The sequence below is a fragment of the Corynebacterium sp. HMSC06D04 genome (assembly GCF_001807315.1).
In the GTDB taxonomy this organism is placed as follows: Bacteria; Actinomycetota; Actinomycetes; order Mycobacteriales; family Mycobacteriaceae; genus Corynebacterium; species Corynebacterium simulans.
Map to the genome: position 1 here is coordinate 50808 of NZ_KV788538.1, position 15014 is coordinate 65821.

Annotated in this window: 15 protein-coding genes; 10 read left to right on the plus strand and 5 right to left on the minus strand. The window is 57.8% G+C overall.

All coding sequences use genetic code 11. From position 1 onward, the window contains the following. Window positions 1-25 precede the first annotated feature (25 nt). The 3 genes from rplI to HMPREF3155_RS13025 all read left to right on the plus strand — a co-directional run bounded on the left by rplI (window position 26) and on the right by HMPREF3155_RS13025 (window position 3486). Complete coding sequence (gene rplI, locus HMPREF3155_RS05005; RefSeq protein WP_062036695.1) at window positions 26-478, plus strand: 50S ribosomal protein L9; 453 nt, start codon at window positions 26-28, stop codon at window positions 476-478. A gap of 568 nt (window positions 479-1046) precedes the next feature. Then, a complete protein-coding gene (gene dnaB / locus HMPREF3155_RS05010; RefSeq protein WP_070432728.1) occupies window positions 1047-2486 on the plus strand; it encodes a replicative DNA helicase in 1440 nt (479 codons plus the stop codon). A gap of 166 nt (window positions 2487-2652) precedes the next feature. Continuing rightward, window positions 2653-3486 (plus strand): alpha/beta hydrolase family protein, encoded by an 834-nt coding sequence (locus HMPREF3155_RS13025; protein ID WP_371441325.1) that lies wholly within the window; start codon window positions 2653-2655, stop codon window positions 3484-3486. Here the strand turns inward: HMPREF3155_RS13025 and HMPREF3155_RS05020 are convergent. From HMPREF3155_RS05020 to HMPREF3155_RS05035, 4 genes are read right to left on the minus strand one after another with little or no spacing between them, the layout of a single operon-like run. Next, complete coding sequence (locus HMPREF3155_RS05020; RefSeq protein ID WP_061925209.1) at window positions 3410-3988, minus strand: VanZ family protein; 579 nt, start codon at window positions 3986-3988, stop codon at window positions 3410-3412. The two genes, HMPREF3155_RS13025 and HMPREF3155_RS05020, sit on opposite strands and share 77 nt — an antisense overlap. A gap of 2 nt (window positions 3989-3990) precedes the next feature. Then, window positions 3991-5328: an MFS transporter gene (locus HMPREF3155_RS05025; RefSeq protein WP_070432730.1), complete on the minus strand. Its 1338-nt coding sequence runs from the start codon at window positions 5326-5328 to the stop codon at window positions 3991-3993. A gap of 45 nt (window positions 5329-5373) precedes the next feature. Beyond that, the gene (locus tag HMPREF3155_RS05030; RefSeq protein ID WP_070432731.1) at window positions 5374-7638 is read right to left on the minus strand and encodes a heavy metal translocating P-type ATPase; all 2265 of its coding nucleotides are present in this window, start codon (window positions 7636-7638) and stop codon (window positions 5374-5376) included. A 42-nt stretch (window positions 7639-7680) separates the two neighbouring features. Continuing rightward, entirely contained in the window at window positions 7681-7884 is a 204-nt protein-coding gene (locus HMPREF3155_RS05035) for a heavy-metal-associated domain-containing protein (RefSeq protein WP_061925201.1), read from the minus strand. A 129-nt stretch (window positions 7885-8013) separates the two neighbouring features. Between HMPREF3155_RS05035 and trxA the strand changes: the two genes are divergently transcribed. Both trxA and HMPREF3155_RS05045 read left to right on the plus strand, forming a co-directional pair. Continuing rightward, window positions 8014-8388 carry a thioredoxin gene (gene trxA, locus HMPREF3155_RS05040; protein ID WP_061925198.1) on the plus strand — a complete coding sequence of 125 codons (375 nt, stop codon included), beginning with the start codon at window positions 8014-8016 and terminating at the stop codon, window positions 8386-8388. 147 nt (window positions 8389-8535) lie between these two features. After that, a complete protein-coding gene (locus HMPREF3155_RS05045) occupies window positions 8536-9279 on the plus strand; it encodes a PspA/IM30 family protein (protein WP_061925196.1) in 744 nt (247 codons plus the stop codon). A gap of 104 nt (window positions 9280-9383) precedes the next feature. Here HMPREF3155_RS05045 and HMPREF3155_RS05050 read toward each other — a convergent pair whose 3' ends face one another. Continuing rightward, entirely contained in the window at window positions 9384-10562 is a 1179-nt protein-coding gene (locus HMPREF3155_RS05050) for an NYN domain-containing protein (protein ID WP_070432732.1), read from the minus strand. Window positions 10563-10776: 214 nt separating this feature from the next. On the opposite strand from HMPREF3155_RS05050, the gene HMPREF3155_RS05055 reads away from it, so the two are divergent. The 5 genes from HMPREF3155_RS05055 (at window position 10777) to HMPREF3155_RS05075 (ending at window position 14785) form a co-directional block, all read left to right on the plus strand. Next, window positions 10777-11151 (plus strand): GntR family transcriptional regulator, encoded by a 375-nt coding sequence (locus tag HMPREF3155_RS05055; protein WP_062036714.1) that lies wholly within the window; start codon window positions 10777-10779, stop codon window positions 11149-11151. After that, entirely contained in the window at window positions 11148-12038 is an 891-nt protein-coding gene (locus HMPREF3155_RS05060; protein ID WP_070432733.1) for an ATP-binding cassette domain-containing protein, read from the plus strand. Before HMPREF3155_RS05055 ends, HMPREF3155_RS05060 begins: the two co-directional genes overlap by 4 nt. Before the next feature lie 211 nt (window positions 12039-12249). Beyond that, the gene (locus tag HMPREF3155_RS05065) at window positions 12250-12957 is read left to right on the plus strand and encodes a hypothetical protein (protein WP_148132101.1); all 708 of its coding nucleotides are present in this window, start codon (window positions 12250-12252) and stop codon (window positions 12955-12957) included. Continuing rightward, on the plus strand, window positions 12954-13790 hold the full coding sequence (locus tag HMPREF3155_RS05070) for an AAA family ATPase (protein WP_188310733.1): 837 nt from the start codon (window positions 12954-12956) through the stop codon (window positions 13788-13790). The genes HMPREF3155_RS05065 and HMPREF3155_RS05070 overlap by 4 nt, the downstream gene beginning before the upstream one ends. Then, window positions 13787-14785: a hypothetical protein gene (locus HMPREF3155_RS05075; RefSeq protein WP_061925181.1), complete on the plus strand. Its 999-nt coding sequence runs from the start codon at window positions 13787-13789 to the stop codon at window positions 14783-14785. Before HMPREF3155_RS05070 ends, HMPREF3155_RS05075 begins: the two co-directional genes overlap by 4 nt. Window positions 14786-15014: the final 229 nt, after the last annotated feature.

Sequence of the window (15014 nt, forward strand, 5' to 3'; positions counted from 1 at the left end):
CTAACTCAATTGAAAGGCAGGGATCATGAAGCTGATCCTCACCGCTGCCGTTGAGAACCTCGGCGCCCCAGGCGAAATTGTTGAGGTTAAGAACGGCTACGGACGTAACTACCTGCTTCCTCGCGGCCTGGCAATCGTTGCCACCCGCGGTGCTGAGAAGCAGATCGAGGGCATCAAGCGCGCCCAGGAAGCTCGCGCAATCCGCGACCTGGATCACGCACGCGAGGTCCGCAACCAGCTCGAACAGCTCTCCGGCGTTCAGGTTGCAATGAAGACTTCTGAGAACGGCAAGCTTTTCGGCTCCGTTTCTGCAGATGACATCGTTTCCGCTATTGAGGCCGCTGGCGGCCCGAAGCTGGACAAGCGCATCGTCGTTCTGCCAAAGGGCCTGGTCAAGAAGACCGGCAACTACCAGGTCGAGCTCAAGCTGCACGCTGATGTTCTCGGCAAGGTGAACTTCTCGGTCGTCGCTGCCTAAAACTGATTTAAGGCGCACGACGGTTTCCATGCCCGAAGCATGGAAACCACAATGACAACAGCAACGCAGTTGGTCCTTGGGGCCTGCCATGTGAGGTGGCAAACCCCAGGGGCCTTTTGCGCGTTTTAGGCACGATTTCACCCGCCTGTGGACAACTGTGGATAACTTTCCAAATCTGTGGATAACTTTTGTCAAGTGGAGGCTGTTTTTACCGCTCGTTAACCCGCGGGTAAAAGCGTTAATGCGCAGGTAGATGCGGTTGTCCACTGGTTTTGTGTACATTTTCACATTGGCAAAAACATCACCTGACCTGCGCTTATAGTAATCGCAGGTCAGTGGCTTGAAGGAGTTATCCACAGGTCCTAACAGCAGTCTTAGGGCAAAAGTACGCACTCACCTGGGAATTGCACAAGTGCCTGTGGAAAACTTTCGTTTTATACCCAAGCGAAGCGTGTATCGGGGCGAAAATTGTATGTCTATCCGCTGCATTAGACTTAAAGCTCGAAAGAGTAGCCGAGGGGAGATATGCCGCCTAGCGGCCGCAAAAATATCGTGGGATGGATTGTCTATGACTAATGCAAGCTTTGATGACTCTGACTTCGTACCACCAGAGGCACCCGATGTGCCGGAAGTAGAAGATCGCCCCTACCGCGGCAAGCGCAGGGATGACGTTAAGCGCTATGGCGAGTTCCGCCAGCCGCCTTCAGATAGGGAAGCGGAGCAAGGCGTCTTGGGCGCTATGCTCCTTAGCCCGAATACGGTTATGGAAGTCATTGAGGAGCTCGAACCAGATGACTTTTATTACCCAGCGCATGCGTTGATTTACCAGGCTATGGTCGATCTTTATGCCGCCGGCACTGACATTGATGCGGTCATCGTGGCCTCCCGTCTAGACCGCTATAACAATCTGGAGCGCGTGGGTGGTGCGCCCTACTTGCACACCCTTTTGGCCACCGTTCCTACTGCAGCGAATGCTCGCTACTATGCGGAAATCGTTGCGGAAAAGGCAGTTCTGCGCAAGCTTGTTGACGCAGGTACGCGCGTTGTTCAGCTGGGTTTTGAAGGCGCCGAAGATGCAGAAATCGAGTCTGTCTTGGATCGTGCCCAGCAAGAAGTGTTTGCGGTGGCGCAGAAGAAGACAACCGAGGATTATCAAGTTCTGGGAAAGCTTATCGATCCAACCATTGACGAGCTCGCGATGCTGCAGCAAAACGGTGGCTTGGAGGCCGGCGTACCAACTGGCTTCATTGACTTGGACAAGCTCACCAATGGTCTGCGTGCAGGGCAGATGATCATTGTCGCGGCGCGTCCTGGTGTTGGTAAGTCGACGCTGGCCATGGACTTCATGCGTTCGGCTTCGTTGCAGCATGGCAAGACTTCCGTAATCTTCTCCCTCGAGATGTCTGCCTCTGAGATCGTGATGCGTTTGCTCTCGGCTGAGGCGGAGGTAAAGCTATCCGATATGCGCGGTGGCCGCGTTTCCACTGAAGACTGGGCCAAGATCGACCAGACGCTCAACCGCATCCAAGACGCGGCACTGTTCATCGATGATTCTCCGAACCTCACCATGATGGAGATTCGCTCCAAGGCCCGCCGCCTCAAGCAACAACATGGTTTGGACCTCATCGTGCTTGACTATATGCAGCTGATGTCTTCCGGCAAGAAGGTTGAATCCCGTCAGCAAGAGGTCTCGGAATTCTCCCGACAGCTTAAGCTTTTGGCCAAGGAGCTCGAGGTGCCGCTGATTGCTATTTCCCAGCTGAACCGTGGCCCGGAGTCCCGCACTGACAAGAAGCCGCAGCTTGCTGACCTTCGTGAGTCGGGCTCGCTGGAGCAGGACGCCGATATGGTTATGCTGCTTTACCGCCCAGACTCCCAGGACCGGGATGACCCACGAGCCGGCGAGGCTGACATCATTCTGGCTAAGCACCGTGGTGGTCCTATCGATACAATCCAGGTTGCGCACCAGCTGCACTACTCCAAGTTCGTCAACATGGCACATGGCTAATAGCCTGCCGCACCCTCAGAATAGGCAACCGGTGTCGCATATCCGCGGCTTAGCGATTTCCGGCGCCTTTGCCGCGGCCGTTATGGCATTGAGCCTCAGTGGCGTTGGTTGTTCCGGCACCCCAGCGCCTGAAGGAGGCACGGGGCAGCCCACGTCGGCGCCCGTGATGCCCACTAAACCCTCTCCGCAGGTAAATGCCCAGAAGTTTGTTTATGGCCATCAACACCCGCGACAACATGGATACTTGGTGACGCCCAAGAAGCTTTCACCTGCGAAAAAGATCCCTTTAGTGGTTTTCTTCCATGGTGGTGGATGGCAAGAAAAGTCTACTGCGCGCTCTGCGGCACCCGTGGTCAACGACCTAGCCCAACACGGAGTTGCAGTGTGGAACGTGGAATACCGTGGCGTGACTTTGAACGCGAAGGATGCGCCTGGTGGGTGGCCAATGACGTACAACGACGTTGCGGCGGCTATTGACTTCATTCCGCAGCTCGCGCATGAATCACGCATCCCCCTCGACATCAGCAATGTCGTTGTTGCTGGTTATTCAGCGGGCGGCAACCTTTCGACGTGGGCTTGTTCGCGTCCGGCGCTGCCGGCAAAGGCACCTGGTGCCGCACCAAAGTTCCGCGTAGATAAATGCGTGGGTATTGCCGGTGTTTATGACATGCACCTGGCCTTTAGACAGCACGATAAGTTTGTGCGCACGCTTCTAGGTGGTACGCCGCGCCAGGTGCCGCAGCGTTATTTCGAAGCTTCACCTGCGGACAATGTCAACGACAAAGCCCGCATCGTGGTGCTCCACGGTAAAAATGACAAGACCGTCAACGCCGACGAGGTCAAATACTTCATGGCTCGAGCACGTGCGCATGGACTCAGCATTGAGACGGTGCTCCTCGATGACGCGGAGCATTATTCGTGGTCTAAGCCGGAAGGGCCGCAGTGGAAAGCTGCGCGGAAAGCGATTCTTCAGCAGATCCATACAGAGACAAATCCTTGACCTTTGCAGGATCACCTAGGCGCGGGCCGAGTACTACGAGCACGATAAATACTGCGGTCGTGGCGATGGCCAACCATTGCCAGAAGGCGTGCAATCTTTTTCCGAGCTGTTGCGCGAACCAGGCGCCGAAGAATGCACCCAGGGTGTTGAAGAAGAGATCATCGATGTCGGTGCGCCCTAGCGAAAAGACGTATTGGATGGTCTCGACTAGGGCAGAGAAGACAAGACCCCAGATCGTTGCCTTGAGTTTCGAGCCCACCTGCACGTAGAGCAGTATTCCAAGTGGGACGAAGAATGCGAAGTTACCGCCGTATTCAAACGCGGGCTTGAACCAGCTGCCGGAGAACAGATCATCCAGCGGCATCAGACGCAGCTCCCTGGCGCGTTGATTGTCCGGATTCCAGAGATAGCCGATCTGGAAGAAGGCTTTCAGGGTGGTCAGTGACAAAATGACCGTGCAATATCCACCCAGAGCAACGGCAGCGCGCAAGCGTGCTTTCATCTCTATACCAGTGCCTTTCCCCGTTGTTCCGGAAGTAAGAATGCGGCAATTGTTGCCACGGCGAATGCGGCGGCGAAGATGGCAAAAAGCCAGGGCTTACCGCCGTGCGAGACTACCACTGGCACCATCAATGGAGCGAGAATGGAAGCAAGCCGGCCGAAGCCCGCGGCGGCACCCGTTCCCGCGCCGCGGAGGTGGGTGGGATAGAGCTCTGGGCCGATGGCGTAAAGCGCACCCCAGGCTCCCAAGTTGAAGAAGGACAACAGGCAACCTGCCACGAGAATCAAGGTCGTGGTGGATGCAAAACCATACATTCCTGCTGCACAGGCGGAACCGATTAGGAACGCGGCGAGCGTTGGGCGTCGGCCCCAGGATTCAATAAGCCAGGCTGCAGCGGCGTAGCCGGGCAGCTGGGCAAGCGTGATGATTAACGTGAAGCTGAAGGATTTAACCAGGCTGAACCCATCGGCTACGAGGAGTGAAGGAATCCAGATGAACGCGCCGTAGTAGCTCAAGTTCACACAAAACCAGATGCACCAGAACGCGGCGGTCCGCCGGCGCAGTGATGCCGACCAAATGCTAGTCGAGGTGATGTCTTCCTCCCCGTAGGTCGGTGGGGTAACGGCAGAAGATTGAGGTTTGCCCTCGGATCTGGCCGCTGCTTCGAAGGAGGCCACCGCCTCTTCTGCCTCCGCGTGCCGGCCTTTGGATTCCAAGAAACGCACCGATTCGGGCAGACGGAGGCGCACGAACAGGGCGTAGATGGCAGGTGCCATTCCCAGCGCCAAGGCCCAGCGCCAGCCGCTAGGCGACGCCCCGACTACAAAGGTGCCAATGAGCGCTGCGAGCACCCAGCCCACTGCCCAGAAAGCCTCAAGTATGACCACCATGCGTCCACGCACTTTAAGCGGGGAGAACTCGGAAATGAGCGTTGATGCCACCGGCAGTTCTGCGCCTAAACCGAGGCCGACGATAAAGCGCAGGACAAGGAGCATCGTCAATCCGGTCGAGAGGGCTGATGCGCCGGTGGCCAAACCGTAGACCAGCAGGGTTAGCGCGAATACTTGGCGGCGCCCAATCTTATCGGCAAGCAACCCTCCAAAGGTCGCGCCGAGTGCCATGCCCACGAAGCCGATTGAAGCCAGCCAGGAGGATTCGGTAGGGCTAATGCCCCAGTGGGTTGCCAAAGCTGCCATGACGAAAGAGATGAGTCCGACATCCATGGCATCGAGTGCCCAGCCGATCCCTGAGCCGGCTAACAGCTTCTTGTGTTTCTTAGTAACAGGCAGGCGGTCGAGACGCTCCGCGCGTGAAATGTGGCCTTGGTTGATTGTCCGCATACAAGGGCACTATAGCCGGGTATAGCTCTGTGTGCTGGGAAAATGCTAGGAAGTTTGGAAGTTGCGCAGACGCAGTGAGTTGCTGACAACGAACACGGAGCTAAAGGCCATAGCGATGCCGGCGAAAAGCGGGTTGAGTAGGCCCAAGGCGGCTACTGGGATGAGCAGTACGTTGTAGGCAAAGGCCCAGAAGAGGTTGCCCTTGATGATGCGCAGCGTGCGCCGCGAGAGCCGGATGGCGTCGGCTGCGGAGCGCAGATCGCTGTTCATCAAGGTGATATCGGATGCTTCAATCGCCACGTCGGTGCCAGCCCCCATGGCTAGGCCGAGGTCTGCCTGGGCAAGGGCTGCTGCGTCGTTGACGCCGTCACCCACCATGGCAACGGTCTTTCCCTCCTCCTGCAAGTGCCTGATTACCGCCACCTTGTCGGACGGCAGCACGCCTGCGGTCACGTCCGCGTCGGCGATGCCCACGGCCTTGGCGACGGCGCGCGCTGCTCCTTCGTTGTCACCGGTCAGAAGATGTGGGTTAAGGCCGAGTTCGCGGAGCTTGGCGACGGCCGTGGCAGACGTCGGCTTCACCGTATCGCGAACATCGATGATTCCAGCGAGCGTATCGTCCACGTAGACGGCGACCGGGGTTGCACCCTCGGCCTCCGCGGCCTGGAAGGTGGCGGCGAGCTCGCCGCGTGCTGCTTGCTCACCCTTTATGCGTCCTACGCGCACGCGGTGTCCGTCTACTGTGCCCTTGACGCCTTGGCCTGCCACGGAATGGAAATCGCTTGCGGGCTCAATGCGGCCTGCCTGCGGCAGATCTTGGGCTGCTGAAACGATGGCCTTGGCAATCGGATGCTCAGAACCTACTTCCACCGCCGCGGCGAGCAGGAGAAGCCTGCCTTCTGCTGTAGAGCCTCCCATTTGCTGTGCGAGATGCACACGTGCGACGGTCATTTTGCCCTCGGTGACGGTGCCGGTCTTGTCCATGACGATGGTGTCTACTTTCTTGGTGGACTCGAGGACCTCAGGGCCTTTGATGAGAAGCCCCAGCTGCGCGCCGCGGCCAGTGCCCACCAAAATGGCAGTCGGAGTTGCAAGGCCCATTGCGCAGGGGCAGGCGATGATGAGTACAGCGACCGCAGCGATGAAGGCTGGTGCGACGCCGTCCCCAAAGACCAAGTGCGCGAGCAGCGTTAGGGCGGCAATGATGATGACCACGGGCACGAAGACCTGTGCAATCTTGTCTACCAGGCGCTGGACTGGGGCCTTGGAAGCCTGGGCGTCGGTGACCAGCTTGGCCATTTGCGCGAGCGTGGTATCCGCGCCGACCTTGGTGGCGCGGACTTCTAAGCGGCCGGCGGAGTTTAACGTGGCGCCGGTAACGTGGTCACCCGCCTTGACTTCCACGGGCATTGACTCGCCTGTCAGCATGGACTCGTCTACGGCGGAGGCGCCGGCTTCCACGACGCCGTCGGTGGCGATCTTCTCGCCAGGACGAACGACGAATATGTCTCCTACCTGGATCTGTGTGATGGGCACGCGTTTTTCCGCGCCGTCGACAAGCAGCGTAGCGTCCTTGGCGCCCATCCCCAGAAGCGTGCGCAGCGCCTCCGAGGATTGGCCCTTGGCTTTGACCTCAAACCAACGGCCCAACAGCAAGAATGTGATGACCATGCCCACCGATTCCAGATAGATGTGATCCATCTGTGCGTGGTTGGACATCAGCTCCATGTGCATCTTCATCCCAGGCTGGCCAGCGGTGCCGAAGAACATGGCATACAGCGACCAAAAATAGGCCGCGGTGGTTCCTATGGAAATCAGCGTGTCCATGGTGAAGGAGCCGTGACGAAGGTTTGCCCACGTCGCCTTGTGGAAAGGTGCGCCGCCGAAGATATAGACGATGGTCGCCAGAATTGCGGCCGCCCATTGCCAGTTGTCGAACTGCAGGCTGGGCAGCATGGAAACCAGCATTACCGGTGTGGAAAGCGCGGCTGAGATGAGGGTGCGGCGCAGTAGATCACGGGACTCCTGGGCGCGCGCGGCCGCGGTGGGATCTGAGCCATTCTCGGGGTCTTCCGCATCGGAAGAATCATCGCCCATAGTGAAAGCGTTGTAGCCGGCGCCGCGAACTACCTCAATGAGGGATTCGGGGTTTGCAGTGGCCGGGTCGTACTCAATGGCGGCGGTCTCGGTGGCGAAGTTGACATTGGCCGTTACTCCGTCGACCTTGTTGAGCTTGCGCTGCACGCGCGACGAGCACGAGGTGCACGTCATGCCGGAAACGCCAAGATTCAGGTGGGCGAGATTAGTCATGGTTCTAAGAGGGAAGAGTGAATTAGGAAGGGGAAGAGTGAATTAGGCCTTGACCTTGTAGCCTGCCTCTGCAACGGCGGCGACAACCTGCTCGTCGGTGAAGCCCTCGCCCTCGACGGTGACGGCGCCGGTGGTGTGGTCTGCGCTAACGGAGCTGACGCCGGCGATTTCGCCGACCTCTTCACGTACCGACATTTCGCAGTGTCCGCAGGTCATGCCCTCTACGGTGTAGTTCTTTACGCTCATTGTTTTTCCTTTCTTTGGGTACAACCCGACCGTATACCCCCAGGGGGTATATTGCAATAGTGCGCTAAGGAATAACACTCAGTCATGTACCGTTGATAGGAAAGACCCCGAAAAACAGGAGAGATTTATATGGCAACTATCGACGTAACTGAAGAGACCTTTGAGCAGACCGTGTCCGGTGAGGGCATTACTCTCGTAGACGCTTGGGCTGATTGGTGCGGCCCGTGCAAGCGCTTCGCGCCGGTATTTGAGAAGGCTTCCGAGGAGCACCCAGACGCGACCTTCGCCAAGCTCGACACCGAGGCAAACCAGGGCCTTTCCGCAGCGCTGCAGATCCAGTCCATTCCTACCCTGATGATCTTCCGTGACGGGATCCTGGTCTTCCGCGAGGCGGGTGCATTGCCACCAGCAGCCCTCGAGGATGTGATCAAACAGGTTAAGGAGCTCGACATGGAGGACGTCCGCCGTCAGGTTGAAGAGCAGAACGCGCAAAGCGAGAGCTAGGAAGCCGGCGGGTTCGGCGCATAGCGCTTTATCCCCCACCCTCAAGCTCTTTTCTCGGACGCTTTCTAGCTAGTCCGGCTAAACTCGCTAGAAAGCGTCCTTTTTATTGGGACCTTCCCTTATTTCCACACGCAAGGAGTTAGTTCAATGGCGAATCCATTCAGCAAAGGCTGGAAGTACGTAATGGCCTCTTTCGATCAGAAGATCGATGAGAACGCCGACCCTAAGGTGCAAATTCAGCAGGCTGTGGACGGTGCCAAGGAACAACACCGCAAGATCTCCGAGCATGCGGCGGAAATCATCGGTCACAAGAACCAGCTCGAGCTGCAGATCAACCGCCTGCTCAAGCAGCAGGAGGATTACCAAAACCAGACGCGGCGCGCCCTCGAGCTAGCAGATAAGGCGGATGACCCGCAGTCTGCTTCCGAGTACAACCAGGCTGCCGAGGTTGTAGCCTCTCAGCTGGTTGCTGTGGAACATGAGCTGGAGAACGTAAAGACTCAACACGCCGCTGCCGCTCAGGCTGCAGAGCAGGCTAAGGCTCAGCAGCAGCAGTCCGAGGCGCGCCTGAAGGAGCAGCTGGCACAGGTCGACGAGCTCATGGCGCAGGCTGATCAGGCTGCGATGCAGGAGCAAAACGCCAAGGTCGTGCAGTCCATGGACGAACTGCAGGCGGATGACTCCGTGCCTACACTAGATTCTGTGCGCGCAAAGATTGAAAAGCGCTATACCGATGCACTGGGTGCGCAGGAGCTGCACCAGGCTTCCGGCGGCAGCCGTATTCAGGAAATCACCGCGGCCGGCAATGACATGAAGGCAACCTCCCGTCTGGAGGGGATCCGCGCCGAGATGGCTAAGCAGAAAGAGCTAGGCTCCGGTGAGCAGAAGTAGCCACTAAGGCTTTTAAGGCAGAAATAGAAAAGAGGCGGCCACCTCCTTCTTTCCTCAACGCTGAGGGAGCTGAAGGGGTGGCCGCCTCCTTTTAGGCGAGGAGGTTAGCTTTCCTCGCGGCGGATGGCGATGAGGACGCCACGAATGCCGGAGTGGAAGCCATCGCGCAGATTGACGCGTTGGGATTCGCTCAGCGTGTACTCGTGCAGAGTTTCACAGGCAAACTGCAGCAGCGGGCGGTCGATCTCCGGCGGCAGGCCGCCGCCCGAGAGTAGGTGTGCTTGGTCGCGTTGCTCGGCGTTGGCGGCATTCTCGAACCACCAGGAGGCGTATTGCTGGCCGACGTCGAATGGCGACTGGAAGCCTGCAGAGGTCCAGACCTCCTCGGGTAGTGGCACGTACTTGGAGCGCAGCTTGCGGCGCGGAGCCATCATGGACGGCTTCGGTGCAGCTGGCTTCGGGGTCTCGGCTGCGCTTTGCGTTCCGTCGGCAGAATCCGGAGACGGGGTCTGCGGTGCCTGCGTGTTCTCGGCCGCAGGCTTGGTTTCGGCAGTTTCACCCGAGCCCGTTGTGGTGGCCGTATGTGGCGCGAGGTCGGCAGGGGAGGGGCTGGGCTTCGGTGCTGAGGTAAACGCTGCTTCTGCCTCGGAAGGCTCGCACTCGTCCTCTGCTTGAGGCACCTGCGGCAGCTCTTCGTCGCTGTTGTGAGGCTCGCGGATGGTGGGCGGCAGTGGGCCTTCCAAAACCTGCAGCTCCATTGCATCGGCGAAGTCTTCGCGCGGATCGAGGATGGTCGTGGTGTCACAAGCGTGGCGCAGGGCGGAGGACATGGAGTCCCAGCCAAAGCCGTAGAGGTGCACGCGCACGCCCGCGTTTACGGCTTCTTGTACGCCCGGGATCATATCGGCGTCACCGGAAACCAAAACAAAGTCGGTGACTTGCTGCTTCATTGCAGCGAGGATCATGTCGGCAACGAGGCGGGTATCGACTGCCTTTTGGGTGCGGCGTTCGCCCCACTCGATGAGCTGGCCGGTGCGAAGCTGCACGCCATCACAGGTTCGCAGTGCGCGCTGGTAGCGGTGTGGACCAGTGTCTGGGATTCCGTCGTACCAGTACTGGCGGTGAATGCGGTTTCCGAGCTGATTCTCCACCATGGAACCGAGATTATTTACGACCTCTGGGAGGTCTATTTCTAGTTGCGCGCGAGCTCCGGTTTCCCATGAGTTATAAAAGCTCGCAAGCAGGTAAGACGTGTCAACGAAGACAAGTGTTCGTTCAAGCATGGCTCCTAAGTTCCGTTCCTAATAGTTCTAAATAAATTTTCTTTGGGATCCAGTGTGCCCCATTAGTCACTAAACGTCGATGCCTTGGGGAAAATTGGCAGGTCAGGCGGCCTAGAAAAGTTTTGCTCTTGCGTCAATCTAAAATCCGAGGTACTTGTTTAGTTAGTTAGTTGAGTAACTAACCAGTTGAGCAAGCGAGGAGGTGCAGGCGTACATGGATAACTCAACGCAGCCGTTGTTCAGACAGATCGCCGCGCTAATTGAGGACTCCATCGTGGAAGGTGGCCTGGAAGAAGGAGCGCAGGCGCCTTCGACGAATGAGCTAGCCGCCTTCCACAACATCAACCCCGCCACGGCACGAAAGGGGATTACTTTGTTGACCGAACTTGGAATTCTAGAAAAACGCCGCGGCATCGGCATGTTCGTGGCGGCCGGCGCTACCGAAAGAATCCGCCAGCGGCGACGCAATGACTTCGCCGCCGAATACGTCGCCCCCCTCGTCGATGAGGCCGTCCGCCTTGGGTATACGCGCGAGCAATTACAAGAACTTGTCCACCGTGTCGCAGAAAGCAGAGGACTCTACTCATGACCGCACACACCGCACACACCGCGAACCCCGCAAACGCTGCAATTACTGCAAACACCGTTGCAACCGCGCAGGGTGTTTCCAAGTCTTTCTCCCGCAAGACCGTCCTGGACGGCGTCAATATTCAGCTAGCGGAAGGCCGCATCTACGGGCTCGTTGGCCGCAACGGCACAGGCAAGTCCACGCTGCTTTCGCTGCTAGCCGGGCAGGCGCGTTACAAGGGAAAAATTGAGGTCTTCGGACAAGCGCCTTTCGATAACGCCGAGGTGATGGATCAGGTGGTCTTCGCTGGCGTGGACACCGCCTACCCGAGTTCCTGGAAGTTTGGCGCGATTGTGAAGGTTGCAGCCCAGCGCTACCCCCACTGGCAGCAGGAGGTGGCGGAGCATCTCATCGAGGTCTTCAGCCTCGATCTGAGCACGCGACATGGTTCGGCTTCCCGCGGCCAGCGTTCCATGCTGGCTATTGTCATTGCTCTCGCGGCGCGTGCGCCGCTAACTCTGTTGGATGAGCCTTACCTGGGTCTCGATGCCTATAACCATGAGGCCTTCTATCGTGAGCTCCTCGCTGAGCTGGAGGCCCATCCGCGCACGGTGGTGTTGGCGACCCACGATCTGCACGCGACTTCGCAAGTGGTCGACAGCTACCTAGTGCTGCGCGACGGCGTTGTCCGCACTTTTGATGCCGCTCTGCTTGACGACGCCCTCGTTGAAGTCGCAGTTACCGGGTCCCTACCCGCAGAGCTGGAAGAGGCGGCGCTCGTTAAGGAGACCGTAGGTGGCAATACCCGCGTCATCGTGGAGCGCGGCGTCGCCCAAGGCAAGCCGGTCAACTTGGAAGATGCAGTGAAGCTCGCGATGGGAGGGCTCGATGTTAAAACCCATGTTTAGCCTGTTTTGGCACCACATCACCGACTATTGGTGGCGCTGTCTCGCCGCGGTGGTACTGATTGTAGTTTTTTCCTCGGCGCGGTTCTGGACAGACTTCCCCCTAGTTTCGCAGGTTATGTACTCGTGCTTGGGTCTCAATTTGGCCGTTGCACTCTTGGTCCCTTTTCCGGCATTCAAGGCCTTTGGCTACCGGCGCGCGGATTTCCTTCGTTTGAATATTCCCCTCGCGGTGCTCGTGGTCGGAGTCATTGCCGTGTTCAATATTGGTGTTATCCCACTGCCGCAAGCGCTGGGAATCACCGGGCTAGTCGCACTTTTCGTCGTTTGGTATTTATACAAGCAAATCCGTGATAAAGATCGTGAGCGCAAGCGCACCGCCGTTAAAGATTCGAAGGGCTCGCGGTGGAAAGTCATACTATCCACTGCCGTCATCGTTGGCGGCCTGCTCTTCGCTTGGCAGAAGTTGCTCCCCGGCGTATTCCCTTCAGTGCGGGATCCATTTATTTGGGCAATTCCCGTCCTCTTTGGCGCCCTTGGTAGCAGCTGGCTCTTTGGCGACGACCTTTACATGTGGCAGGCATTCGGGCGCACGCGCCGCTCCTGGCGCCGCCACAACCTAGGCACGGGCTTGCTCGGTTTGGTGTGCGTGCTTGCACTAAGTGGGCTGCTTGCGCCCGCGGATCTCTTCGTGAATGTAGGACTTTATGTCCTGTTCTTTGTGTTGTGCAATGCGAGTTTGTGGTTGGGCCTCGTTGGAGTGATAGGAGGAATGAGCCTTCTCGGGTTTATTCGGGGCGTGGAAATGTCGCAGCCTACCGGCGCGATCGTATGCGTAGTCTGCATCGTCCTTGTTTTGCCCGTTCACTACTTTTACCCGCTGTACGCAAATACCCAACGTATCCCGGAGTGGTCGAAATGATTAAAGCCGAAAACCTAGCTATGCAAAATGCTCCGGCGCTGTCTTTCGCGCTCGAAGATAACCTGACCCACGGCCTGGTGGGTCCCAATGGAGTGGGCAAGACGACGCTGCTGCGCATGATCGCAGGCCAGCTCAAGTCGGAGGGGTTGAAAGTCTTTGGGGAGCGTCCCTTTGACAACCAGAAGATCATGGATCGCATCATCCTGATGGGCATTGATAACCCGCTTTTCGATGGCTGGAACGTAGACAAGCTCTTCCGCATTGGCAAGGCGCGGTGGAAGACCTGGAACCAGGAGCGGGCTGAAGAGCTTGCCGCGCAATTTGCGCTCCCGAAGAAGAACTACTCCGGCTTGTCCCGCGGCCAGAAGTCCGCGATGGGTTTTATCTTCGCCGTAGCTTCCGGCTGCGAGTTGATGCTGCTGGATGAGCCCTACCTTGGCCTCGACGTCGATAAGCGGCAGCGCTTTCTTGAGGTCCTCCGGGAGGAACAGGGCAAACGCACGATTGTGGTGTCCACCCATCATCTCGATGAGATTGAGGGCTACCTCGACACGGTGCTTTTGCTTGGCGAAGCCCCCTTGTCTGGTCCCATTGAAAGCCTCGTCGACTGCATCGTGGCGGTGACGGGCCCTGCGGAACAAGTAGATAGGGCGCTGGGGCGCCTACAGTTGCCGGTATTGGCCCGCCATTCCTCGGTCCACGCAGAGCGTGTGCTTATCGACGCCCGCCCCAACTTCGCCGAGTGCGTCTTCGATCAGGCGGCAGAATTCGGGCTACGCGCGCAGGAAGTCACCCTGGAAGAGGCGGTGCTGGCGCTAGGAGGTGCACAATGAAACTCTTCTTCGGCACGCTCAATTGGAGCAGCTCGTTGGTCACGATATTCCTGCTGTCCGGAATTTTCCTGCTTCGCGGAATTGAAGACCCGCTGATTACTGTATTCGCCCTCGTCGCACTTTGGGCGGAGACTTTTGCGACTGAACCAGACAAGGCCAAAGCACAGGCGCTGGGCCTTAGCACCGCGGTTACAACTCGCTATGGGCGAATCGTAGCGGTAATGCCAGCCCTAATTGCTGGTGTCATCAGCATCTATTTGCGATGGTGGTTCGCCCTCGTCATAACGGCGCTAATTCTCGCGTGGAAGCTGACCTGTTGGAAGGCCAAAGCCAAAACCATGACGGTCGAAGACCTTCTAGCGGATACTCCAGGCAATGATAGCTTTGGACACTTCCCAGCAAGCCTTGAAGGTCAGTTGGTCTACCGCCCGTTGGTTCGCGGTTGGGTCATCGGCTGGGTGGTCCTGGGTATCGCAGCGGTGGCGAACGCCTTCATCAGCAGCACATGGCCTGAGAACGGACCGAATATCGGAAACATGCTGATGACAATGGGCATCTTGGCGATGGCAACTGTTGTGCAACACCTAGATTCTTTGGCCAACTTCGTCACGCTTGGCGGCAGCCAAAGTACTTGGGCGCGACATGTCATCATCGCAAGCTTGGTCAGTCCGGCGGCGAGCCTCCTTGGCGTTGGGCTTAGCTGGCTGATTGTGGGTAAACCTATTTGGCTCATTGCAGCATTCGGCTTCCTGGTGCCCGCTCTCGTTGTCTCGCTTGAATTGTGTTCGTGGAAGACCGTCTACATGCCGGTGCTGATTGCCGCTGCAACGGCAGCCATCTTCGTGTTGCGAATGAAGGAGATGCTCGACGGGGTGCCAATGATGCTCGCGGCGGCCGTTACGTACGTGCTGTGGGCGGTGCTGCTGCCCGCCAACGTGCGACGGGTGAATCCATACGCCTCAGGCCTTAAAAAATGGCTAGGTATAAAGACCTAAAAAGTTGTGTTTACCTGCGGATTTGTAAAGTTTCAAAGTGGTGTGTAACTTTATGTGAGTCAGCGCGACCGACAGCGCCCCACAGTCACCCAGTGACTGGCTGAAGCGGCGATAGGAAAACAGGCCCTGACAAAAACAAATTTTTTGCTCATAATGAGCTGTCACTATTCAAATGGTGCCTGTTCGTTGTGTGGCGATGATGTCTGAGAACTCAATAGTGTGCCAATGT